This is a genomic window from Leisingera sp. S132, from assembly GCF_025144465.1.
GTDB lineage: Bacteria > Pseudomonadota > Alphaproteobacteria > Rhodobacterales > Rhodobacteraceae > Leisingera.
In genome coordinates this window covers 557,614-580,770 of the sequence record NZ_CP083553.1, presented here as the reverse complement: position 1 = coordinate 580,770, position 23,157 = coordinate 557,614, and the positions used below count along the sequence as shown (strand labels likewise).

The 23,157-nt window shown below is 62.5% G+C and carries 16 protein-coding genes; 9 read left to right on the top strand and 7 right to left on the bottom strand.

Features of this window, described 5'->3' with window-relative positions:
- Positions 1–23: 23 nt before the first annotated feature.
- Together K3725_RS02750 and pcaQ are read right to left on the bottom strand one after the other, a co-directional pair.
- Positions 24–1,682 carry a transcriptional regulator gene (locus K3725_RS02750; RefSeq protein ID WP_260017341.1) on the bottom strand — a complete coding sequence of 553 codons (1,659 nt, stop codon included), beginning with the start codon at positions 1,680–1,682 and terminating at the stop codon, positions 24–26.
- 299 nt (positions 1,683–1,981) lie between these two features.
- On the bottom strand, positions 1,982–2,908 hold the full coding sequence (gene pcaQ / locus K3725_RS02745; RefSeq protein ID WP_260017340.1) for a pca operon transcription factor PcaQ: 927 nt from the start codon (positions 2,906–2,908) through the stop codon (positions 1,982–1,984).
- 86 nt (positions 2,909–2,994) lie between these two features.
- Here pcaQ and pcaC point away from each other — a divergent pair, with 86 nt between their 5' ends.
- The 4 genes from pcaC to K3725_RS02725 all read left to right on the top strand — a co-directional run bounded on the left by pcaC (position 2,995) and on the right by K3725_RS02725 (position 5,649).
- Positions 2,995–3,390: a 4-carboxymuconolactone decarboxylase gene (gene pcaC / locus K3725_RS02740; protein WP_260017339.1), complete on the top strand. Its 396-nt coding sequence runs from the start codon at positions 2,995–2,997 to the stop codon at positions 3,388–3,390.
- Entirely contained in the window at positions 3,387–4,124 is a 738-nt protein-coding gene (gene pcaH / locus K3725_RS02735; RefSeq protein ID WP_260017338.1) for a protocatechuate 3,4-dioxygenase subunit beta, read from the top strand. Before pcaC ends, pcaH begins: the two co-directional genes overlap by 4 nt.
- Positions 4,125–4,185: 61 nt before the next feature.
- Positions 4,186–4,806, top strand: a complete 621-nt coding sequence (gene pcaG / locus K3725_RS02730; RefSeq protein WP_260017337.1) for a protocatechuate 3,4-dioxygenase subunit alpha — start codon at positions 4,186–4,188, stop codon at positions 4,804–4,806.
- Positions 4,807–4,818: 12 nt separating this feature from the next.
- Positions 4,819–5,649, top strand: a complete 831-nt coding sequence (locus K3725_RS02725; protein ID WP_260017336.1) for a 3-keto-5-aminohexanoate cleavage protein — start codon at positions 4,819–4,821, stop codon at positions 5,647–5,649.
- Positions 5,650–5,748: 99 nt separating this feature from the next.
- Here the strand turns inward: K3725_RS02725 and cueR are convergent, their stop codons facing one another.
- Positions 5,749–6,138, bottom strand: a complete 390-nt coding sequence (gene cueR, locus K3725_RS02720) for a Cu(I)-responsive transcriptional regulator (RefSeq protein WP_260017335.1) — start codon at positions 6,136–6,138, stop codon at positions 5,749–5,751.
- Positions 6,135–8,642, bottom strand: coding sequence for a heavy metal translocating P-type ATPase (locus K3725_RS02715; RefSeq protein WP_260017334.1), 2,508 nt, complete (start codon positions 8,640–8,642; stop codon positions 6,135–6,137). Before K3725_RS02715 ends, cueR begins: the two co-directional genes overlap by 4 nt.
- Before the next feature lie 356 nt (positions 8,643–8,998).
- On the opposite strand from K3725_RS02715, the gene K3725_RS02710 reads away from it, so the two are divergent.
- Positions 8,999–10,111 carry an S-(hydroxymethyl)glutathione dehydrogenase/class III alcohol dehydrogenase gene (locus tag K3725_RS02710; protein ID WP_065266044.1) on the top strand — a complete coding sequence of 371 codons (1,113 nt, stop codon included), beginning with the start codon at positions 8,999–9,001 and terminating at the stop codon, positions 10,109–10,111.
- Between the two features lie 80 nt (positions 10,112–10,191).
- Here the strand turns inward: K3725_RS02710 and K3725_RS02705 are convergent, their stop codons facing one another.
- Genes K3725_RS02705 through K3725_RS02695 form a run of 3 tightly spaced genes read right to left on the bottom strand, consistent with a single transcriptional unit; the run spans position 10,192 to position 14,983 of the window.
- Positions 10,192–11,706, bottom strand: coding sequence for a SpoVR family protein (locus K3725_RS02705; RefSeq protein WP_260017333.1), 1,515 nt, complete (start codon positions 11,704–11,706; stop codon positions 10,192–10,194).
- A complete protein-coding gene (locus K3725_RS02700; RefSeq protein ID WP_260017332.1) occupies positions 11,693–13,030 on the bottom strand; it encodes a YeaH/YhbH family protein in 1,338 nt (445 codons plus the stop codon). Before K3725_RS02700 ends, K3725_RS02705 begins: the two co-directional genes overlap by 14 nt.
- A gap of 18 nt (positions 13,031–13,048) precedes the next feature.
- On the bottom strand, positions 13,049–14,983 hold the full coding sequence (locus tag K3725_RS02695; RefSeq protein ID WP_260017331.1) for a PrkA family serine protein kinase: 1,935 nt from the start codon (positions 14,981–14,983) through the stop codon (positions 13,049–13,051).
- 732 nt (positions 14,984–15,715) lie between these two features.
- On the opposite strand from K3725_RS02695, the gene K3725_RS02690 reads away from it, so the two are divergent.
- The 4 genes from K3725_RS02690 to K3725_RS02675 all read left to right on the top strand — a co-directional run bounded on the left by K3725_RS02690 (position 15,716) and on the right by K3725_RS02675 (position 23,150).
- Positions 15,716–18,286 (top strand): Ig-like domain-containing protein, encoded by a 2,571-nt coding sequence (locus K3725_RS02690; protein WP_260017330.1) that lies wholly within the window; start codon positions 15,716–15,718, stop codon positions 18,284–18,286.
- 75 nt (positions 18,287–18,361) lie between these two features.
- On the top strand, positions 18,362–19,642 hold the full coding sequence (locus K3725_RS02685) for a TolC family protein (protein ID WP_260017329.1): 1,281 nt from the start codon (positions 18,362–18,364) through the stop codon (positions 19,640–19,642).
- The gene (locus K3725_RS02680; RefSeq protein WP_260017328.1) at positions 19,639–21,975 is read left to right on the top strand and encodes a type I secretion system permease/ATPase; all 2,337 of its coding nucleotides are present in this window, start codon (positions 19,639–19,641) and stop codon (positions 21,973–21,975) included. The genes K3725_RS02685 and K3725_RS02680 overlap by 4 nt, the downstream gene beginning before the upstream one ends.
- On the top strand, positions 21,972–23,150 hold the full coding sequence (locus K3725_RS02675) for an HlyD family type I secretion periplasmic adaptor subunit (RefSeq protein ID WP_260017327.1): 1,179 nt from the start codon (positions 21,972–21,974) through the stop codon (positions 23,148–23,150). The genes K3725_RS02680 and K3725_RS02675 overlap by 4 nt, the downstream gene beginning before the upstream one ends.
- The last annotated feature ends 7 nt before the right edge of the window (positions 23,151–23,157 follow it).

Genomic DNA, 23,157 nt, shown 5'->3' with positions numbered 1-23,157 from the left:
CTAGCAAACAGCTTGTAGAGGGCTTAGTCCGGCACTCCGGCCTGCCGCAGCGCATAGACCCACTCCCGGCCGGCTGGACTCATCGCAGCCGGATTGTCCCGCTGGAACTGCGACAGGCAGAATTCCGGAGCGGCCTCCAGCAGTTTCTGGACGGTGTTTCGCGCCTCTTGGCCCTGTCCCGACAACTGCAGCGCAATCGCCTTGGAGCGCAGCGGCACGGGAAAAGCTCCCTTGGCCTGCAGCGAACGGTCCGCCAGCTCAATCGCTCGGCCATACCTGCGCGCTGACAAATTTGCCAGGGCCGACAATGCGTCAAAATAATAGCATTGCGGCCCTAACGGCGTCAGCCTCCGGGCAGCATCGGTCATCTGCACGGCCTCATCAGCCATATCCTGATAAGCCATTGTAGCCCCCTTAAGGAGCAGCGCCAGAGCCTCGTTTGGATTGTCGCGCAGGGCCAGATCATAGGCATCCAGAGCCTGATCGAACCTGAAAGTGAGATGACTGCAGATCAGCCCTTTCAGCGTATGAGCCAAGGAAAAACCCGGTGCCGCTTCGATCGCAGCTTCAGCCAGCTGGCTCGCCAAACGGCTGTCCTCCAGGCGATCCTGCGACAAGCCCCGTTCAACCCTCATTACATGCCAGAACCCCATCCAGGTCAGCGGCAACGCGTGGCCGGGTTCACGCTCCTGCAAGTGCGACAGGATGCTGTACGCCTGCTGAAACTTCTGCACATCCATTTCCTGCATCAAGGAAATCGATGCCATCAGCAAAGTGTGGCTTTCCAGTTCCTGCAGCGGCTTGAAGTCCGCCAGCCGCACAGCCTCTCCAGCAGCAGTTTGACCGATCTGCAAGGTGGCATTGCGCAGAACCGAACTGCGGCCTTGCATCAGATTGTCCAGCGAGCCTTCGAAACTGCGTGACCAAATCACCTTTTCCCGCAAGGCATCGTGCAGATCTATCTCGGCGTGAAACCGGCCGCCGCCGCAAGTGACAGCCCCCGACACCAAATAGTCGGCGCCCGCCACAGATGAAACTTCAGCCGGACGCACGGTTTCAGGATCAAACTGGCGCGACGCCAGATACGACGTAACTGAAAACGCCCAGCTGCGCGACAGACAGCGTGAAAGCTCTTCTGACACAAGCGAACCCAGCGGCGCAGAAGACTCGCCCGGAAACCGGTGTGCAAAAGGCAGCACCGCAATTGACGGCAAAAGCCCGTCCAGGATAATCCGCCCCGGCGGCGCTCCTGTCCGCGCAGAAGGCCCTGCTGGCCTGCGGGCCAGATCCGCCCGCGCCTCTTGCAGCCAAGCATTGAACGCGGCCTCATGCGGCAACTCGAAGCCTTCCATGAATTCCGCGCCGCCTGTGCAATTGTCCAGCTCCAGACGCGTCAGATCTAAGACGACCCTCTCACGGTTGGCATATAGCAGCTTGGCCGCTTCCGGCCCCAAGTGCCGCCGCAGCGTGGACAGGGCGGTGCGCAGGCTGGCCTTGGCCTGTTCCGGCTGCGCGAGGCACCACAATGTCTTTTCGAGAAAAGCCCGCGTCCGGATCCCGCCCTCGGCGGTGGACAGTAAGGCCACAAGAGCTTGGTGTTTGGCGCCGAGCTGCACGCCCGCACCATCCGCATGGAACACTCCAAATGCTCCGAACCGGCGGATCTTCAGAAGGACAGTCATTCGCACCCCCACTCAACGCATGATACATTCATTGTTAAAGTACCGTTATGGTGCACACCTTTAGGTTGTTTTGCAATTGCTGATTGTTCTCAAGAGGTAATTTCGCCAGGCCGCATCTGAGCGCAATACCTTTTGTTCAAAATTTTTCATTTATTATCAATGTGATATAAAAACCACCCTCTCAAATCCGATTCCAGGAGAGGAAACTGCCTGACCGCCTTCCCAGATCAATTTTGCTGCGGAAAACACTCAAAAGGTGTATTCCTGGATCATGATGGCCGCTGCGGCACCGCCTTAAATCAGGCCAGCCCCAGCTTTGCACACATGCTGCGCAAGGCCCCGCTGAACCGGGCAGCAGCCGGCGACAACTGGTGCTCCAGCCGGACACAAATACCAACCGGCCCTAGGGTGCCACCAGTGTCCATCGGCAATGCTGCCATCGTGCCAGCAGCAAGATCCGGCCGCACAACGCCCTGACTGATGATCCAGATCGCCTGATGCTCCAGCACAAAGCGCCGGCCCAAGGCAGATGAAACCGTTTCTACCGGATAGCGCGGCAGCGCCAGTCCCTGCTCCAGAAACATCCGCTCCACAAGCGGACGGATGACAGAGCCCTCCGATGGCATCAGCACAGGGTAATCCTCGAAGGCGGAAAGCGGCAGGCGGCCGGCCCCAGCCAGCGGGTGATCCTGTGCTGCAACTGCAACCACACGCTCGCGGTAAAGCGGGTCAAACCCGATCCCGGCCATTGTTTCAGGAGCTGGCATCCGGCCCACCACCAAATCCAGAGTCCCCCGGCGCAGCTGGTCGATCAAGTACTGGTTATCGCCCGACAGCACCAAGAAACGCCCCGGAGCGCCGCTGCCGCGCAGCTCTGCCAGCGTGTCCGGCACCAGATCCGCCGCCACCGTCGGCAGGGCGCCAACAGCAACCAGCGGCCCCTCCGCCTCGTCCAGCCCTTGCAAGAGGGCCACCCCGTCTCGGGCCAGTGCAAGACTGCGGCCTGCATGATCACGGAACAGTTCGCCATAACTGCTGAGCCGGATGCCGCGGCCGTGTTTCTCCACCAAAGGCTTGCCGCAGACCGCCTCCAGTTCCCGCAGTGCCCGGGTGACTGCGGGCTGGGTCATGCCCAAAGCCTCGGCTGCCTGGGTGACACTCATCTTGCGGGCGACTTCGACGAAGACCTCCAGATGGCGCAGTTTCAAGGATGACGATAAACGCATATCATTCCGGTTATTTTTTTATGCCCAATCAAAGATTATACAGCTCACTTGCGGTATGCGATACTCCCCGGCAAAGGGAGGCTGGAATGACGCAAAACCGTTTCGATCGCGGTATGCAGGTGCGGCGCAGGGTGCTGGGCGACGCCCATGTGGACCGGGCGGAGGCCGCAAAGACCGCGCTGGACCAGCCGTTCCAGGAGCTGATCACCGAAGCCGCCTGGGGCACGGTCTGGGCCTCGGACCGGATCAGCCTGCGGGAACGCTCGATGCTGACGCTGGCGCTGCTGGCGGCCACCGGCAATTTTGACGAGATCCCGATGCATATCCGCGCCACCGCCCGCACCGGCGCCAGCCGGGAGGACGTGCTGGAGGCCTTTCAGCATGTAGCGATCTATGCCGGGGTCCCGCGGGCCAACCGCGCGCTGAAACTGGCCAAAGAGACCTATGCCGAAATGGACAGCGAGGGAGGGGAAACTCCATGACCAAGCCACTGCCGCCCGGGGAGTTCTACCAGAGGGACCGCCGCTGGCACCCCCCAGCCCTGTCGCAGGATTACAAGACCTCGGTCACCCGCTCGCCGCAGTTTCCGCTGATCAGCCTGGAGAACACTGCCAGCGAGATCACCGGGCCGGTGTTCGGCCACAACGACATCAATGCCAGCGACAATGACCTGCTGTCGAATTTCGCCCAGCCCGGCCAGAGCCCGATCGGCGAGCGCATCATCGTGCATGGCCGGGTGCTGGATGAAAACGCGCGGCCGGTGCCGAATACGCTGGTGGAGATCTGGCAGGCCAATGCCTCCGGCCGGTACCGGCACAAGAAGGACACTTACCTGGGGGCGCTGGACCCGAATTTCGGCGGCTGCGGCCGGACGCTGACGGATGAGAACGGCTGCTACCACTTCCGCACCGTGAAGCCCGGCGCCTATCCCTGGCGCAACTGGGTGAACGACTGGCGGCCCGCGCATATCCATGTCTCGGTCTTCGGCAGCGGATTTGCCCAGCGGCTGATCACCCAGCTCTATTTCGAGGGCGATCCGCTGATTGCGCGCTGCCCGATCGTGAACACCATCCCGGACCCGGAGGCAGTGGAGATGCTGGTGGCCCGTCTCGACATGAACGCCACCATTCCGCTGGACACCATCGCCTACCGCTTTGACATCGTGCTGCGCGGGCGGCGGTCCACCATGTTCGAGAACCGTTTGGAGGGGAATTGAAGCATTTCCAGGAAAAGTGGGAACCGGTTTTCCGGTTGGGCAATGCGGCAAGGAGAATGCTATGCGCCAGAAGCTGGAGTACCTGAAGGAAACCCCGTCGCAGACCGCTGGACCTTACGTCCATATCGGCCTGGCCCCCGGCGCCGCAGGGTTTGAGATCTACGATCAGGAACTTGGCTGGGACATTGCCGGGCCCAAAGCCAGGGGCGAGCGCATCCGGGTGGAGGGCGTGGTGACCGACGGCACCGGCTCTCCGGTCAAGGACGTGCTGCTGGAGGCCTGGCAGGCCAATGCAGACGGCATCTATGCCCATCCGGAGCACACAGGCGAGGTGGAGGACGGATTTCGCGGCTGGGGCCGGGTGATCACCGATTTCGAGACCGGCGAATGGGGATTTGACACCGTGAAGCCCGGGCCGGTGATGGGCCGTGGCGGCCAGATAATGGCGCCGCACATCAACCTGTGGATCGTGGCGCGCGGCATCAACGTGGGGCTGAACACGCGGATCTACTTTGAGGATGAGGCTGCGTCCAACGCTGCCGACCCGGTGCTGAATGTGATAGAGTGGGAGCGCCGCCGCGCCACCCTGATCGCCAGGCGCAGTGAGCGCGATAGCAAGGCCGTCTACCGTTTTGACATCCGCCTGCAAGGCGAGGATGAAACCGTGTTTTTCGATATCTGAGGGGGGAATTCCATGAGCAAACCCTGCATCATCTGCGTCGCCATCACCGGCTCGGTCCCGACCAAGGAAAACAACCCTGCGGTGCCGGTCACCGTCGAAGAACAGATCGAAAGCACGCATGAGGCGTTTGAGGCCGGCGCGTCGATTGCCCATTGCCACGTGCGCAATGACGACCAGACGCCGACCTCAGACCCGGAGAAATTCGCCCGCTTGATGGAGGGTTTGCAGAAGCATTGCCCCGGCATGATCATCCAGCTCTCGACCGGCGGCCGTTCCGGCGCGGGCCGCGAACGCGGCGGCATGCTGCCCCTGCGCCCCGACATGGCGTCTCTGTCGGTGGGCTCCAACAACTTCCCCACCAGGGTCTATGAAAACTCCCCCGATCTGGTGGACTGGCTGGCCTCGGAAATGCGCGCTCATGAAGTGAAGCCGGAGATCGAGGCCTTTGACCTGTCGCATATCCACCAGGCGGTGAAAATGAACCGTGAAGGCCGAATTCCTGGCACGCTCTACGTGCAATTCGTGATGGGGGTGAAAAACGCGATGCCGGTCGACAAGGACGTGTTCGACTACTACGTCAAGACCATGCAGCGGCTGGCGCCCGAGGCCCAGTGGTGCGGCGCCGGCGTCGGGCCGGGGCAGATCCTGGTCAACGAATGGTCTATCGCCGCGGGCGGCCATACCCGCACCGGGCTGGAGGACAACATGCGGCTGGACCGCGCAACCCTGGCGCCCTCCAACGCCGCGCTGGTGCAGCGCGCGGCCAGCCTCTGCGAGAAATACGAACGCCCCGTCGCCAGCTGGCAGCAGGCCCGCGAGATCCTGGAGCTGCGCCCTGGCTGAGACTGACCGCTTCGGGCCGCAAGACCCGAAGCCGAACCCAAGGCCGCTAGGCGGCCCGTCAGGGCAGCCGCGGGCGCGGGAGGCCCTGCCCTCCGCGGATCACCGCTCGCCGGACAGGTCCTTGAGGATCGGGCAGTCAGGGCGGCTGTCGCCTGCGCAGCCTTTGACCAATTCGCCCAGCGTGTCGCGCATCGCTTGCAAATCCGCGATCTTCTCGTCGATCTTGGCCAAATGTTCCAGCGCCAGTTGTTTCACATCGGCACTCGCGCGGCTTTCGTCCTCATAAAGTGCCATCAGGGTGCGGCAGTCCTCAATGGTGAAGCCCAGCGCCCGGGCGCGGCCCAGAAACGCCAGCTTGTGCAGGTCGGTCTCGGCAAAGCAGCGGTAGCCGTTGGCGCTGCGGTGCGGTTTGATCAGGCCGATGTCCTCGTAATAGCGGATCGTCTTGGCCGGAAGCCCTGAGCGGCTGGATACGTCCCCGATATTCATGCGCGTGCCTCCTGCTTGGTTTCCGCCTTGGGTGCCGGTGCGGCCTGATCCTCATCTATGTCCGGTTTCAGCCCGCGCAAGCGCAGCGCGTTTGACAGCACAAAGACGCTCGACAACGCCATGGCGCCTGCCGCCAGCGCAGGCGACAACAGCGGCCCGCCAAAGGGGTAGAGCACGCCCGCCGCCACCGGGATCAGCAGCACGTTATAGCCAAACGCCCAGCCCAGGTTCTGGCGGATGTTGCGCATGGTGGCGCGGCTGACCGTCAGCGCGTTGACCACCCCGCGCAAATCGCCGGAGACCAGTACCACATCGGCGGCCTCGATCGCCACGTCGGTACCGGTGCCGATGGCGATACCCGCATCCGCCGCCGCCAGCGCCGGGGCGTCATTGATGCCATCGCCGACAAACGCCAGGGTGCCGTGTTCCGCCTGCAGTTCCTGCAGCGCCTTGACCTTATCCGCGGGCAGGCATTCGGCCTTCACCGCGTCAATGCCCAGCCGCCTGGCAATCGCCTGTGCCGTCGCAGCCGCATCGCCGGTGATCATGGCCACCTTCAGCCCCTGCTCGTGAAACGCCTTGATCGCCGACGGGGTGCCCGGCTTGATCGGGTCCGCCACCGCAATCACTGCCGCAAGCCGGCCGTCGACTGCAGCATAGAGCGGGGTATCGCCACGCTCCGCCAGCCGCGCGCCTTCCGCCTCCAGCGCGCCAAGGGCAATGCCTTCGCGCGCCATCAGACGGGCAGCACCGGCCAGCACCACGCGGCCTTCGACCTCTGCCCTCAGGCCGTAGCCCGGGATCGCCTCAAAGGCTTCAGCCTTGGGCAGCCCCTTGCCTGCCGCTGCCGTGATGGCCCGTGCAATCGGGTGTTCGGACTGCGCCTCGGCGGCGCCGGCAAGGCGCAGCACCTCTTCGCGGGTGAAGCCATCGGCGCAGATCAATTCGGTCAGCGCCGGGCGCCCCTCGGTCAATGTGCCGGTCTTGTCGAGCGCCACCACCTTGACCTCCTGCAGCCGTTGCAACGCATCGCCCTTGCGGAACAGCACCCCCATCTGGGCGGCACGGCCAATACCCACCATGATCGAGGTCGGCGTTGCCAGCCCCATTGCGCAGGGGCAGGCGATGATCAGCACCGAGACGCCGGCCACGAGGGCCAGCGGCAGCGATGGCGCCGGGCCGAACAGCGACCAGGCCAGCACCGTCAGTGCCGCAACCGCAATAACCGCGGGTACGAACCACAGGGTGATCCGGTCGACCAGCCCCTGCACCGGCAGCTTGGCGCCCTGCGCCTGCTCCACCATGCGGATGATCTGCGCCAGCACGGTGTCGCGCCCCACACGGGTTGCGCGGAATTCCAGCGCGGCGTTGCCGTTGATGGTGCCCGCCGTCACCTCATCGCCGCGGGACTTGGCGACCGGCACCGGCTCGCCTGAAATCATGCTTTCGTCAACATAGGAGCTGCCTGAGGTGATCTCACCGTCCACCGCGATCCGCTCGCCCGGACGGACCCGGACCAGGTCGCCGGTGCCGATCTCCTCCACCGGGGTTTCGATCGCCTCACCGCCGGAGACCACCATCGCGGTCTTAGGCTGCAAACCCGCCAGCTTGCGGATCGCCGCGCCGGTGCGGCCTTTGGCCCGGGCCTCCAGGAAGCGGCCCGTGAGGATCAGCACCACGATGACCGCTGCGGCCTCATAATAGACATTGGCCGTGCCTGCAGGCAGCAGCCAAGGAGCGAAGGTGGAAATCACCGAGAAGCCAAAGGCCGCGGCAGTGCCCAGTGCCACAAGCGCGTTCATGTCGGGTGCGCCCCGGAACAGCGCCGGGAAGCCTTTGGCATAGAACTGCCGGCCCGGCCCCGCCAGCACCGCGGCGGTCAGGGCAAACTGCAGCAAGTAGCTGTTCTGCATGCCGATATTCGCCGCCACCCAGTGGTGCAGTGCCGGAACCATGTGGCCGCCCATCTCGATCAGGAACACCGGCAGGGTCAGCAGTGCGGCGATCAGAACTTGACGGCCCAGTGCGGAAATCTCATCCGCCTTGCGCTGGCTGGCCTGTTCCGCCTCATCCTCCGCCGCGCCGCTGAGACGGGCCGGATAGCCGGCCTCCGTCACCGTGCGCGCCAGATCCGCAGCGCGGGCGGCACCGGTCAGATAGCGGATCTGCGCAGTCTCGTTTGCCAGATTGACGCTGGCCGACAGCACCCCCGGCAGCGCCAGCAGCGCCTTTTCCACCCGGCCCACGCAGGAAGCGCAGCTCATGCCGCTGATCACCAGTGCAGCCTGCGATTCCGCGGCCGGATAGCCGGCAGCGGCCAGGGCGCCGGTCAGGTCGGTCAGCGCCACATCCCGGGCGGCCTCCACCTGACCGGCGGCGTTGGCCAGATTGACTGAGGCCGACTGGACGCCCTCCACTGCCGCCAGCGCGCGTTCTGCCCGGCCTGCGCAGCCTGCACAGCTGAGGCCGGTTATTTGCAAGGAAATTTGGGTCGTGTCTGACATCGGAATTCCGCCGGAATCTGTTCCTTTGACAGTGGATATGAGGGTTCCAGCGAGGGGAAGGTCAAGGGGTGGCGCTGAGATTCCCTCCCAAAACTGGAAGCCTGCAGGCAAGCTGCTGGAAACCGTGGGTTTTTCATTGTGCCGGGATGGCGCGGACCGCGGCTCAGCTGTCGCTTTCGGGGCAAAGCCCGGGGTGCCTCCCCTGCTAGGGTGCCGAGGCAATGCTTGCGCGTGCCGGTGTGCAAATGTAACGCTGGGTCATTCCGGCCGCGGCGCAGCCGCTGGCACCGCATTCACCCCGGACCCGCCAGGCGGCGGCCCGGTCCCGCAGATAAGAACGAAGGACCAGTCACATGATCAAGACCCGCGCTGCCGTTGCGGTTGCCCCCGGCAAACCGCTGGAAATCATGGAAGTGAACCTCGAAGGCCCGAAGGCGGGCGAGGTTCTGGTGGAAATCAAGGCAACCGGCCTGTGCCACACCGACGAATTCACCCGCTCCGGCGACGACCCGGAAGGCATCTTCCCGGCGATCCTGGGGCATGAGGGTGCAGGCGTCGTGATCGAGGTCGGCGAAGGCGTGACCAGCCTGAAGCCGGGCGACCACGTCATCCCGCTTTACACGCCTGAATGCCGCGAGTGCGAGTACTGCCTCAACCCCAAGACCAACCTGTGCCAGGCGATCCGTTCGACCCAGGGCCAGGGCCTGCTGCCGGACGGCAGCACCCGTTTCTCGATGCTGGATGGCACCCCGATCCATCACTACATGGGCTGCTCGACCTTTGCGAACCACACCGTGGTGCCGGAAATCGCATTGGCGAAAATTCGTGAGGACGCGCCGTTCGACAAGGTCTGCTACATCGGCTGCGGCGTCACCACCGGCATCGGTGCGGTGATCAACACTGCCAAGGTGGAAATCGGCTCCCGCGCAGTGGTCTTCGGCCTCGGCGGCATCGGCCTCAACGTGATCCAGGGCCTGCGGCTGGCCGGTGCCGACCAGATCGTCGGCGTCGACCTGAACCCCGGCAAAGTGGAGATGGCGAAACACTTCGGCATGACCGATTTCGTCAACCCGGCCGAGGTCGAGGGTGACCTGGTGGCGCATCTGGTTGAACTCACCGGCGGTGGCGCGGACTATACTTTTGACGCCACCGGCAATGTGAACGTCATGCGCACCGCGCTGGAATGCGCCCACAAGGGCTGGGGTGAATCGATCATCATCGGCGTGGCGCCTGCAGGCGCGGAGATTTCGACCCGCCCGTTCCAGCTGGTTACAGGCCGCTCCTGGCGCGGCACCGCCTTTGGCGGCGCCTCCGGCCGCACCGACGTGCCGAAAATCGTCGACTGGTACATGGACGGCAAGATCGAGATCGATCCGATGATCACCCACAAGCTGACACTGGATCAGATCAACGAAGGCTTCGAGCTGATGCACGAAGGTAAGTCGATCCGCGCTGTGGTCGAATTCTGATCCCGGGATTCATGTGAAACAGAGGAAGCGCAGGTCCTGGAGCCTGCGCTTCTTTTCGCGCATAAGTTGTCAGCTGACAATCAGCTTTCAGTGGTCGCCTCCACCGCGTCCAGCCGGACGTCATAGCCCCAGAGCCGGCGCAAGTGCTTCAGCACCTCTTCCTGGTCGTCATCGTCCAGATGGATGCCATCGCGCACGGTGTGGGTCAGCTTCAGCTCCCGGTCGCCGCGCAGGTCGGCATCTGTGACCTGGATATCCGGCTCCAGATAGGCGAGGTCGTACTGTTTCGCCAGATCGCGGCGGATCGCCTTGTAACCGGCCCGGTTGTGGATCTGGCTCACTACCAGATTGGGCAACTCCGCGTCATTGGTCAGGGTGAACAGCTTGAACTTGCGGATCAGGTGCGGCGACAGGAACTGCTGGATGAAGCTTTCGTCGCGGTAGTTCGCCCAGGCATCCCGCAGCACCCCGCGCCAGTCCGGATTGCCGGCGAAATCCGGGAACCACTCCCGGTCCTCATCGGTCGGATTCTGGCAGATGCGGCGGATATCCTGCATCATCGCAAAGCCCAGCGCATAGGGGTTTATGCCCGAATAACGCGGATCGTCGTATTCCGGCTGCATCACCACATTGGTGTGGCTGTGCAGCATTTCCATGTAGGCGCCCTGGGTGATCTGCCCCTGCTCATACAGCTTGTTGATGATGTAATAGTGCACGAAGGTGGCGCAGCCCTCGTTCATCACCTTGGTCTGTTTCTGCGGGTACAGATACTGCGCCAGCATCCGCACGATACGCAGGATCTCGCATTGCCAGGGGTCCAGCACAGGACTGTGCTTCTCCAGGAAATAAAGGATGTTCTCCTGCGGCAGGTTCATCAGCTTGCGGCGCGCGCTGTAGTCGGCGTCTTCGACAAGATCCAGCTTGTTCCTGCCCATGGTGGAATCTGTCCAGATATCCAGCACGCTCTGGCCGCTCTCGTAGCCTTCGCGCACTTTTTGCATCGCCACCAGTTCCTCATTGGTAGGCTTGGGCGGACGGCCATAGCGGAAGACCCCCTGGGACTGCATCGCATGGGCGGCATCCAGCACCTCTTCCACAGCCAGCGGGCCATAGCGCTCCTCGCAGGCCGCGATGTAGTTTTTGGCAAAGGCCAGGTAGTCATGGATGCCCGCAGCATCAGTCCATTGCTGGAACAAGTAGTTGTTCTTGAAGAAATGATTGTGCCCAAAGGCCGCATGCGCCATCACCAGCGTCTGCATCGCCATGGTGTTTTCTTCCATGTTGTAGCTGATGCAGGGGTTGGAGTTGATGACAATCTCATAGGCCAGCCCCTGGCGGCCGGTCCGGTAGAGCGCCTCGTCGCGGGCGAAATGCTTGCCGAAGGACCAGTGCTGATACATCAGCGGTAGACCGACGCAAGAATAAGCGTCCAGCATCTGCTCGGCAGAGATGATCTCAATCTGGTTGGGATAGACGTCCAGCCCAAGGTCGTGAAGCGCGATCTCTTCAATCGCGTCGCGCGCCTTCTCCATCAGTTCGAAGGTCCATTCCGGCCCGTCAAACAGCGGCTCGCGCGCCGTTTCAGCTGCCTGCATGCTGCATCCCTTTCACCTTGGGGAGGAAGAATTCCCGGAAAATCGGATAGATATGGCCCGGCTGCGAGACCCGCTGCATCTCGAAATGCTGCGCCTGCGCCTTCACTTCACGGTAGTTCTGCCACAGGTCTTCGCCTGCTTCGGGATTGTTCAGCAGCATCTCCGCCGCTTCATCGACGATCTCCACATAGGCGTAGAACTGGCTGACCGGCAGCAGATCTTTCAGCAGCAGGTTCTTGCAGCGCACCGAGTCATTGCCGAAGTTTTCGCCGTCTGACGCCTGCGCGCCGTAGATGTTCCACTCGTCCGGCGGGTAGCGCTCCTCGATGATCTCTTTCATCTTTTCCAGCGCCGTCGAGACGATGGTGCCACCGGTTTCGCGGGCATAGAAGAAGGTTTCCTCATCCACTTCCTGCGCGTGGTGGGTATGGCGCACGAACACCAGCTCGGTATGCTCATAGCAGCGTTCCAGGAACAGGTGCAGCAAGAGGAAGAAGCGCTTGGCCAGATCCTTCTCGCGCTCCTGCATGGATCCGGATACATCCATCAGGCAGAACACCACAGCGCGGGAATTGCGGATCTTTTCCGGCACGAAGGTGTCGTAGCGCAAGTCCAGCGGGTCGATGTAGCCGACCACCTTGCGCTTGCGGATGATGCCCTCCAGCTTCTTGCGCAGCGTCTCCAGGAATTCCTCCTGCGCCGGGGTGCGTTCCTCCAGCGCCTCCAGTTCTGCGATCTGCTCCTCCAGCTCGCGCTGGGATTTGGTGGTGGGGCGCTGCAAGGCGATGCGGCGGCCCAATGAGTTGCGCATGGTGCGCACGAGGTTGAGGTTATTGGGGGTGCCCGCAGTGGTCAAACCGGCCCGGCGGGTGCCGATGGTTTCGGTTTCCACTGTGGCCTTTTCCACCAGATCCGGCAGTTCCAGCCCCTCGAAAAGAATTTCCAGGTATTCCTCCTGGGTCAGGGTGAAGGAAAACTCGTCCTCGCCATCCCCGTCTTCCGATGCCTGGCGGCCGCCCTGCCCGGCGCCGCCCTGCGGCCGCTTGATGGTGTCGCCGACAACAAAATCCTTGTTGCCGGGCAGCACATGGCGGCGCATGCCGCCCTTTGAAGAATGGAAGAACCGCGGCTCCTTCAACCCCCGAGTGGGGATGGTGACCTTTTCGCCTTCGTCCGGAACACCGCTGCCGCTTTGGATCGACTTCCCCCGGACCGACTGGTCGACGCGCTCCTTAATATTCTCCCGGGCCCGCCGCAGGAACCGCTGGCGGTTCCCGAGGCTCTTGCCCTTTGGATTGGCGCGCCTGTCGATGAAATGATGCATGTTGCACAGCGCTCCTCTTTAGCCCGCCTTGTTGACCCGCATGTACCATTCGACCAGACGCCGCACCTGGCGGTCGGTATAGCCGTGGCCGCGCATCCGCTCGACGAACTCCTGGTGCTTGCCCTCGGTCTTGCTGTCTTTCTTGGACCCGAAAGAGATCACCGGCAGCAGTTCCTCAACCTGGCTGAACATGTGCTTCTCAATCACATCGCGCAGCTTCTCATAGGAGTTCCAAGCCGGGTTTTTGCCGGTATTTGCACGATGGCGCAGAGCAAACTTGACCACCTCGTTGCGGAAGTCCTTGGGATTGGCGATGCCGACCGGCTTCTCGATCTTCGAAAGCTCCGCATCCAGTACTTCGCGGTTGTAAAGCTGGCCGGTATCCGGATCCTTGTAATCCTGCTCCTCGATCCAAGCGTCGGCATAGGAGATATAGCGGTCAAAGACGTTCTGGCCGTATTCGGTATAACTTTCGAGGTACGCCTTCTGGATTTCGTTGCCGATGAACTCCTCATAGCGCGGCGCCAGCTCGGTCTTGATGAACTCCAGATACTTCTGCTCGGTCTCCTGCGGGAACTGCTCGCGTTTGATCATCTGCTCCAGCACATACATCAGATGCACCGGATCCGCCGCGACCTCGTTGGTGTCGAAGTTGAAGGTGGTGGACAGCACCTTGAAGGCAAAGCGGGTGGAGATGCCGTTCATGCCCTCATCAACGCCGGCACGGTCCTGGTATTCCTGCACCGTCTTGGCTTTGGGGTCAGTGTCCTTCAGGCTTTCACCGTCGTAAACGCGCATCTTGGAGTAGAGGTTGGAATTTTCATGCGGCTTCAGTCGGGTCAGCACCGAGAAGCGGCTGAGGATCTTCAGCGTCTCCGGTGCGCAGGGTGCGCTTCGCAGCTCGCTGTTTTCAATCAGCTTTTCGTAGATCGAGGTTTCGTCCGACACCCGCAGGCAATAGGGCACCTTGACGATCGACACCCGGTCGATGAAGGCCTCGTTGTTCTTGTTGTTCTTGAAGCTCTGCCATTCACTCTCGTTAGAATGAGCCAGGATCAGGCCATTGAAAGGGATCGCGCCAAAGCTTTCGGTTCCCATGTAGTTGCCTTCCTGGGTCGCCGTGAGCAGCGGGTGCAGCATTTTGATCGGTGCCTTGAACATCTCGACAAATTCCAGAATGCCCTGGGTCGCCCGGTTCAGACCGCCGGAGAAACTATAGGCGTCGGGATTGTCCTGGCTGAAATGTTCCAGCTGGCGAATGTCGACCTTGCCCACAAGCGTCGAGATATCCTGGTTGTTCTCATCGCCCGGCTCCACCTTGGCCACGCAGATCCGGCGCAGCCGCGACGGATACAGGCGGACAACCGTGAACTTGTTGATATCACCGTCGAATTCATCCAGACGCTGCACAGCCCAAGGCGACATCAGACCCGGCAGGCGATGCTGCGCGATGCCGTACTCCTCCTCCAGCACCTTGCCCATGCGGACCGGATCAAACAGGCCCAGCGGGCTTTCGAAGATCGGCGATATCTGATCACCGGCCTTGAGCACGTAGATCGGCTGATCCTCGACCAGGCGCTTGAGACGTTCCGCCAGCGAGGACTTACCGCCGCCAACCGGGCCGAGCAGATAGAGGATCTGCTTGCGCTCCTCCAGGCCTTGCGCGGCGTGGCGGAAGTAACCGACGATCCGTTCGATGGTGTCTTCCATGCCAAAGAAGTCGTGGAAGGCGCTGTAGCGCTTGATTGTCCGGTTCTGAAAGATCGGCCCGAGCCGCGCGTCCTTAGACGTGTCCACCAGCTCCTCTTCGCCAATTGCCTTCAGCATTCTCTCGGCGACGTTCGCGTACAGGCTGGGATCATCCCGGCAGGCGTTCAAATACTCCTGCAGCGGCATCTCCTGCTCGCGCGCTTCGCCGTACTGCTCTGCAAAAAGTTCGGCAATGTCTTTCATCTTGGATCAAGCCTCCTGGTTAACTCGCGCCGTTCCTCCTGGCGTTTCAGATCGCGCACGGACAGACAGTGCCCAGCACGTGGGCATGGATGTCCGCGTTAGTGTTGAGTTCTGATTTCTGCTCGGCGCCGCTTCTGGCGGTGTTACGTCCGGCTGGCCGCTCTTGGCGGCGGCCTGCGCCCGGAAACCAGGGCTATCGGCGTCGTCTTACTTACTCTCGAGCTTACACCAATTACGAACTTCTTACTATCTGAAAGTGGTGTACTTTTAATTAATTGCCAGAAAGTTTTGCGGGAAATTATCTTCACATCACAGCGATCACCGTTGGCACACAACTTTTTTGCAGCGCGGCATTTTGCAGATTTCTGCACCAATCTCTCTTCCCGGAATATGCTTTATTGAGAAGGCAGCCCGGCCCGCGCGGCCCACTCCTTGAACTGTTTTGACTGGCCATCCACGCCTCGCTACAGCACGGTTTCCGCACTCGGAAACGGCCGGTGAGGCATCACACAAGCGTGAAAAACCTTAGAAAATCTGCGGCAGCCAGGACACGGTCGGTGATCAAATCTCCTCAGATGCACAGCACATCTACTGGACAGACCTGAAAAAATTGTCACATTGTGGCCTCAAAATAGCCGCAAAAGACGGCAGCTGGGCAAAAATACAGGCAACGAAACCACACGCTGACGGCCGCATTCCGGGCCGCGGCGCTTATAGATGGGCGGTAAGTTTATGAGCACGGTCGCATATATCACCCGCGACATGGCGGGCACTACGCAGCATGGAAATTTTTCCGAAGGGATGCCGGCAAGCCTTGATGCGTCTCATTCCAAGGACATCTCGCTGAACCTCAGGCCCGCCGATGTTGAGAGTTACTCGCGTCAGGGAAACAACCTTCATATCATGCTGGCAAACGGCCAGGAGCTGGTGCTGGAGAACTACTATGCCTTCGGCGCGGCGGGCGGCAAAAACCTGTTCCTTAGCCAGGAAGGCGAATTCATAGAGGTCGTGCTGGAGGACAAATCCGGCGGCATGCTGTTTGCCACCTACGAGCCGCTCGATCTGGCCGGCAAGTGGAGCGCCTATGACGACATGGTCTTTCTGGACGTTGACCGGATTGAGCCAGTGGTTGCACCGCTGGCTGCTCCGCTGTTCGGTGGTCTTGGCGCGGCCGGCGCTGCAGCGGGTGTTGTTGGTGCCGCGGCCCTCGCCGGCGGTGGTGGTGACGGCGGCGGTGGAGGCGGCGGCGGTGGAGGCGGCGGTGGAGGCGGCGGCGGCTCCAACGGCAACACCTTTGTCACCATCGACAGCGGCCAGGCTGGCGGCGATGATACAATCAGCGGTGCCGAGGCTGCATCCGGGGTGACCTTGACAGGCACCGCCGAAGCCGGTTCAACCGTGCAAGTGACCTTCCAGGGCGTTACCCGCACGGTGACCGCCACCGATGATGGGATCTGGAGTGCAGACTTCGCTGCTTCCGAGATCACCGGCGGCGAGTACGATGCGCCGATCAGCGTCACATCGACAAACGCCTCCGGCGACACCGCGTCGGCCAGTTCGACCATCCGCATCGATACAGAAACCACCGTTGCAATTGACGATGGCCAGGCCGGCGGCGATGACATGATCAATGGCGCAGAGGCCGCGAACGGGGTGACCCTGACAGGCACCGCAGAAGCAGGCGCGACCGTTGACGTCACCTTCCAGGGGGTGACACGCACGGTGACAGCCGCGAACGATGGCACCTGGAGCGCCGATTTCGCAGCATCTGAGATTCTGTCGGGTGAATACGACGCTGACGTGACTGCCACGGCAACCGATGCGTACGGCAACACCGAAACGGTCACCGGAACAGTCCGGGTGGACACCATCACATCAGTGGCAATAGATGCGAACCAGGCCGGCGGTGACGACATTGTGAACAATGCAGAGGCCGCCGCCGGGGTGACCCTGACCGGAACTGCCGAAGCAGGCGCCACGGTCAGCGTGACAGTCGAAGGCGTGACCCGCACAACCACCGCGGACTCCAGCGGCAACTGGGCTGCAGAGTTCGAAGCTGGCTCCCTGCCCTCTGGTGAATATGACACCACGGTCAGCGTCACCTCCACCGATGCAGCAGGCAACACAGCAACGGCCACTGCTGATCTGCGCGTGGACACTCTGGTTGATCCGCTCACCGTGGACACAGCCAGCGTCGAAGGCGACGGCATCGTCAACGAAGACGAGCACAGTGACGGCGTGACCCTGACAGGCACTGTGGAGCCTGGCTCCACGGTGGTTGTGCAACTGGGCAGCGCAACCGAAACCGCAACCGTGGACAGCAGCGGCAACTGGACTGTCGACTTCTCTGCCTCTGACATCCCTGAAGGCAGCTATGAAGCAGATGTCACCGTCACAGCAACGGACGCTGTCGGCAATACCGCTCAAATCACCGACACGCTGACCATCGACACGGAAGTGGTGCCGTTTGAGGCAGACAGCATCACCAGCGATGACATCGTCAACATCGCCGAACGCGCTGCAGGGCTGACCCTGACCGGTACCGTCGAGCCCGGCTCTTCGGTCGACGTCACCATCGAAGGCCTGACCCGCAGTGCAAGCGTGGATTCCAGTGGCAACTGGAGTGTGGCATTCGACGCAGACGATCTGCCCGAGGGAACCTACAGCAGCAGCGCGACGATCACTGCAACTGACCCGGCAGGCAACACCGCAACCCTGACCGAGACCTTTGAGGTCGATACGGACTACGATGCGCCGAATGTCGGAAATATCATCGACACGGGCGCCGGCGTCACCGGCTTCTTCAGCGATGACTATGAGGACAGTGATACCTCGCATGAGCTGACGAGCGGCGGGGCCGTTGAGGACGTAACAGGAACCTCTACCGATCTTGGCGGCGGCAGCACCCTTTTCAGCTTTGATGAGACGGTGCCGGACGGGTCGAACCTGGTGGTGAACCGCGTTGATGATGCAGGCAACAGTTCTGGCACCATGGTGGTGTTTGAAGACGGTGCAGATGCCACCGTCCTGGATCATGCGGGCCTGTCGCAGTTCAACATCGACGAGCTGAACCTGGTGCATGCGGACAACGTCGATCTGACACTGACTGAAGCCGACATCAACGCGCTTTCCGGCAACTCCGAAACGCTGACTGTGCATGGCGGCTCGGATGACACGCTGACCATCACAGGTGCAACCGCCGATGGCAGCCAGACCATCGACGGCGAAACCTACGACGTCTACACGCTGGGCACCGACGGTACCACGATCCTGGTCGATGAAGACGTCAACACCGTGATCTGATCTCCTGGTCCGGGGGCAAGGTCTGCCGCCGGACCCAAGACATTAAAAGCCTTGAACAAAAGGGCGAAGAGCAGGATGCAACCGGGACGCTTTCTTTGCGCCATCGCAGCGATGTGCAGCCTATCGGCTTGCGCACCGGTGTCCTTTGGCGACGTGCAAGACAGCGGGCCGCGCAACAATTTCGCACAAACCGGCGAAACCTCCTCCGAAGTGATCAGCGCCCTGATGGAGCGCCGCTCGCTGCTGGCGGAGAACAGCGCCTATGGGCAAGTGGCCGCGGCAGCGATCGCCGCCTCCTCGCGCGCATCCGAGGCAGAGCTGATCAGCGCCAAGCTGCGGGCCGAGGCCGCCTCCAAAAACTGGTTTCCGACGCTGGGGCCTTCGGTCAGCCTGACCGACCTGGGTGATCTCGTGGCCGGGCTGCTGATCGAACAGGTGCTGTTTGACAACGGCCGCCGCAAGGCAGAGCGCGAATTTGCCGCCGCCGATGTGGAGGTCGCCGCAGTCAGCCTGTCGCAGGACATGAACGGCCGGGTGGAAACCGCCGTCGGGCTGTATGCCGCAGCCCTGCGCGGCGATGAGAAGGCCGCCTACGGAGACCGCGCCCTGCGCCGGATGCAGGAATTCCGCCGCATTGTGCAGGGACGCGTCGATGGCGGAGTTTCCGACCGCGCCGACCTGAACGTGGTGGACAGCAAAATCAGCGGTATCCGCACAGCCACTGCCACCGCCCGGGACGCAGCGACCACTGCCCGCGCGGAATTGCAGGCAATGACGGGGCAAAGTTTCGACCAAAATCCCTCACATCTTTCAATCGGCACACCGCCCGAACAGGGCCAGTTCCTGTCGGTGCTCAAGGCGGGCGCCGAGGCGGAGCGTACCATTGCTCAGGCCAAATCAGGCCGCGCCGGGCTGTTGCCGCAGATTTCCGCGGCTGGAAATGTAACCACAGATGGCTCCGGCGCTGGCATTACCCTGGGCACCGGGCAGCCGCTGGGGCTGGGCACCCCTGCCGCGATTCAGGCTCTGGAGGCCTCGAAAGAAGCCGCCAGGCGTCAGGTGGGCGAGGCTGAGGAAACCGCCAGGCGCGCCTACAGCCGCCAGGTGCAGCAAATCGCCTCCTACCAGCGGCAGGAAGGAGAAACCGCCGTGCTTGTGCGCCGAAGCCGCGAAACCTATGAGCTGTTCCAGAAGCAGTTCGAGGCCGGTCAGCGTCCGGTGATGGAAGTGATCCAGGTCTACGAAGAGCTGGTACGGCGCGAGCAGGCCTATATCGACGCAAAATACGAGGTGGTGCTGATCCAGCTGGAACTGGCACGGGACCTGGGGCTTCTGGCTGATGGGGACAAGATTTGACCGACACCACGCAAAAGCCTCTCCGCCCTCAGCCCGCGCCGGGGCAAAAACCGGTTCTGCGGGCCGTTCCTGCTGCCGCGTCCAAGACTGCCGCGCTAGATGGGATAAAGCCCGCCAATGCCCCGGCCCCTGCCGCGGCCCCGGGTCCAAACACGCAGATCAAACCAAAGACAGACAACCGCCCCAAGCCGCAGGATACGCAGCCCGAGGTTGGCTCCCTTCTGGAAGGGGCGGCCGCACGCATCCAGCACCGGGCCAGCCTGATCGCCACCCTAGCCGCCCTGAAGGGCAGCGACGTGCCCGTCAGCGATGTCGCCGCCTTCCTGTGGCAGGAGACGCCCGGCGATCTGTCGCTGCACACGCTGGCAAAGGCAGTGCAATCCGCCGGCCTGCAACCCAAGGTGCTGGAAAAGCAAAGCCTTGCCCCCGCGCTATGGCCCGCTCTGGCAATCATGTCCGGCGGCCAATGCGTGCTGGTTCTGGGTCAGGCCGACGATGCGCTTACCATCTATGACACGTCTTGCCCGGACAACCGGACCGAGGTGCCGCTGGCAGAGTTCAGCCCCTATTTCACCGGCACTGTGCTGTCGGCTCGCCCATCGCTCAAACAGATGGCCGCCAAGCACACTCCACAGATCGACCCGGGCCATTGGTTTTGGAGCGAGTTCCCCAAATACCGCCGCCAGGTAGGTGAGATTATGCTGGGCTCGCTGGTGGCAAACATTTTGGCGGTGTCCGTCGCGCTGTTTTCCCTTCAAGTCTATGACCGGGTGGTGCCGCATCAGTCGCACGCCACGTTGTGGGTGCTGGCCGTCGGTGCCTTTTTGGCAATTGCCTTGGAAGCGATGCTGAAACTGGCGCGCGCGCGCCTGACGGATGCCGCAGGCCGCCAGATTGAGCTGTCGGTGCAGCACAATTTGATGCGCCGTCTGATCGGCATGAGGTCCGACAAAAAGCCGCTGCCGCCCTCCGGCCTGTTTGCCGCGATGCGCGATTTCGGCTCGGTGCGGGAGTTCTTCACGTCCTCGACCATCTCGACCCTTGCGGACATTCCCTTCATTGCAGTCTTCCTGCTGCTGGTCGCCTCTATCGCCGGGCCTGTGGTCTGGGTGATCATTGCCGGCGGCATCCTGATGCTGCTGCCTGCCTATTTCATGCAGAAGAGGATGATCGCCTACACCCGCCAGACTCAGGGCGCCAACGCCAAGGCCGGGCGGCTGCTGCACGAGGTGGTCACGGAACTGGACACCGTGAAGACCCAACGCGGCGAGGAGCGGGTGCTGCGGCTGTGGGATGAGTTGAACACGCTGTCGTCGCATTCCGCAACCGAACAGCGCAAGCTGTCCAGCGCACTGACCTACTGGTCGCAAGGGGTGCAGCAGGCGACCTATATCACCGCGGTGGTGCTCGGCACGCTGTTGGTCTTTGCCGGTGAATTCACCGTCGGCACCATCATCGCAACCGGCATCCTGACCAGCCGCACGCTGGCGCCTTTGACCCAGTTTGCCGCGACCCTGGCGCGCTGGAGCAACGTCAAGGCGGCGCTGGAAGGGCTGGACGCCATCGCCCAAGCGCCGCAGGAGAAAGAGCAAGAACGCACCTACCTGCGCCGTCAGAAGATCGAGGGCCGGTTCGAGCTGCGCGAAATCCTGTTCCGGTATGAGGATGACGCGGCCCCGACGCTGGACGTGCAGGCTGTGGCGGTCACGCCCGGCCAGCGGGTCGCAGTGCTCGGCGTCAACGGCTCCGGCAAGTCCACGCTGCTCAAGCTCCTGTCCGGCCTCTATGCCCCCGACCGGGGCCGCATCCTGCTGGATGGCACCGACATGGCGCAAATCGATCCGCGTGACCTGCGCACCAGCATCGGCTACCTCAGTCAGGATGTGCGGCTTTTTGCAGGCTCTCTGCGCGATAACCTGAACCTCAACCAACTGGAACGCGACGACGACCGGCTGATGGAAGCCCTGGAGTTTGCAGGCCTCGGCGCCCATGTGCGCAACCACCACAAGGGGCTGGATCTGGAGATCAGCGACGGAGGCCATGGCCTCTCGATCGGGCAGCGCCAGTCGATCGGCTGGGCCCGGCTGTGGCTGCAAAACCCTTCGGTCGTGCTGCTGGACGAACCCACCGCGGCGCTGGACCAGACTCTGGAACGCACCCTGGTCAGCCGCCTGGAAAGCTGGTTGGAAGGCCGCACTGCGGTAATCGCCACCCACAGGATGCCGATCCTGTCGCTGACCAACCGCACGCTGATCCTGCAGTCGGGCCGGATGGTCGTGGACGGCCCGCGTGATCAGGTTCTGGCGCATCTGGCCGCAGGAGAAGGCAAATGACCATGGCGCTGCGCGACCCCTATGGCGATGCTGAAACCCCGCGAAGCGCCAGCCGCATCATCTATCTGGCGCTGGCCGCGGTACTGACCTTCCTGATCTGGGCGGCTTTTGCCTCCATTGACGAAATCGTGCGCGGCGAGGGCCAGGTGGTTTCCTCCTCCCGGGCGCAGATCGTGCAAAACCTTGAGGGCGGCATCCTGGCCGAACTGCACGTGCGCCAAGGCGATATCGTGACTGCGGGCCAGGTGCTGGCCAAGCTGCAGGACACCAAATTCCGCACTGCCGCTGATGAGTTGCAGAACCAGATCGACGCGCTGGAGATCCGGCGCCACCGGCTGGAGGCGCAGACGAAAGGCGCCTTTGAGTTCGCCGTGCCGGACATGCTGGCACAGCGCTCGCCCGGCATCCTCGCCTCTGAGCGGGGCCTGCTGACGGCGCGGCAGACCGACTTTGCCAGCCGCCGCGACAGCGCCCGGCAGATCATGGACCAGTTAAACGCCGAACTGACCAACATGGAGCGGCTTTACAAGCAAAAGATCGTGGCGCTGATAGAGGTGAACAAGGCCCGCAACGCGGCCACCGATGCCCGCGCCAAATACAATGAAATCGGCACCCAGGCCGAACTGGAGCAGGCCGAGGAATACGCTCAGACCCTGCGCGATCTTACCACCCTGCGGCAGGAGCAGCGGCTGGCCGTCGATCAGCTGAACCGCACCATCATCACCTCCCCGATGGCGGGGATCGTGAACAGCCTGGCGGTCACAACCATCGGCGGCGTGATCCGCCCCGGCGAGGAGATCCTGGAGATCATCCCGCTGGGCGAGGAACTGTTCGTCGAGGCCCGCGTGAAACCCGAGGACATTGCAAGCGTGCAGCCCGGCCAGGACGCCACCATCAAGCTGTCGGCCTATGACTACACCATCTACGGCTCGCTGCGCGGCAAGGTGGATTTCGTTTCAGCCGATACGTTCGAGGACGAGCGCAATCCGCGCGCTGACCCCTATTACCGGGTGACGGTGCGGGTTGACAAATCCGGGTTTACCGAGCGCCAGCAATCAATCGAAATCCGCCCCGGCATGCGGGCCACGGCAGAGCTGCAGACGGGGGCCAAGACGGTGCTGCAGTACCTGCTGAAACCGCTCTACAAGTCCCGTGAGGCACTGCGCGAGCCATAGCCGCCAC

Excerpts from the sequence above, each read along its gene's own strand:
- K3725_RS02700 (WP_260017332.1), bottom strand. The coding sequence starts at position 13,030 with ATGCATCATTTCATCGACAGGCGCGCCAATCCAAAGGGCAAGAGCCTC.
- pcaC (WP_260017339.1), top strand. The coding sequence starts at position 2,995 with ATGACGCAAAACCGTTTCGATCGCGGTATGCAGGTGCGGCGCAGGGTG.
- K3725_RS02725 (WP_260017336.1), top strand. The coding sequence starts at position 4,819 with ATGAGCAAACCCTGCATCATCTGCGTCGCCATCACCGGCTCGGTCCCG.
- K3725_RS02715 (WP_260017334.1), bottom strand. The coding sequence starts at position 8,642 with ATGTCAGACACGACCCAAATTTCCTTGCAAATAACCGGCCTCAGCTGT.
- K3725_RS02675 (WP_260017327.1), top strand. The coding sequence starts at position 21,972 with ATGACCATGGCGCTGCGCGACCCCTATGGCGATGCTGAAACCCCGCGA.
- K3725_RS02705 (WP_260017333.1), bottom strand. The coding sequence starts at position 11,706 with ATGCAGGCAGCTGAAACGGCGCGCGAGCCGCTGTTTGACGGGCCGGAA.
- K3725_RS02750 (WP_260017341.1), bottom strand. The coding sequence starts at position 1,682 with ATGACTGTCCTTCTGAAGATCCGCCGGTTCGGAGCATTTGGAGTGTTC.
- K3725_RS02695 (WP_260017331.1), bottom strand. The coding sequence starts at position 14,983 with ATGAAAGACATTGCCGAACTTTTTGCAGAGCAGTACGGCGAAGCGCGC.
- K3725_RS02685 (WP_260017329.1), top strand. The coding sequence starts at position 18,362 with ATGCAACCGGGACGCTTTCTTTGCGCCATCGCAGCGATGTGCAGCCTA.
- pcaG (WP_260017337.1), top strand. The coding sequence starts at position 4,186 with ATGCGCCAGAAGCTGGAGTACCTGAAGGAAACCCCGTCGCAGACCGCT.
- cueR (WP_260017335.1), bottom strand. The coding sequence starts at position 6,138 with ATGAATATCGGGGACGTATCCAGCCGCTCAGGGCTTCCGGCCAAGACG.
- pcaH (WP_260017338.1), top strand. The coding sequence starts at position 3,387 with ATGACCAAGCCACTGCCGCCCGGGGAGTTCTACCAGAGGGACCGCCGC.
- pcaQ (WP_260017340.1), bottom strand. The coding sequence starts at position 2,908 with ATGCGTTTATCGTCATCCTTGAAACTGCGCCATCTGGAGGTCTTCGTC.
- K3725_RS02690 (WP_260017330.1), top strand. The coding sequence starts at position 15,716 with ATGAGCACGGTCGCATATATCACCCGCGACATGGCGGGCACTACGCAG.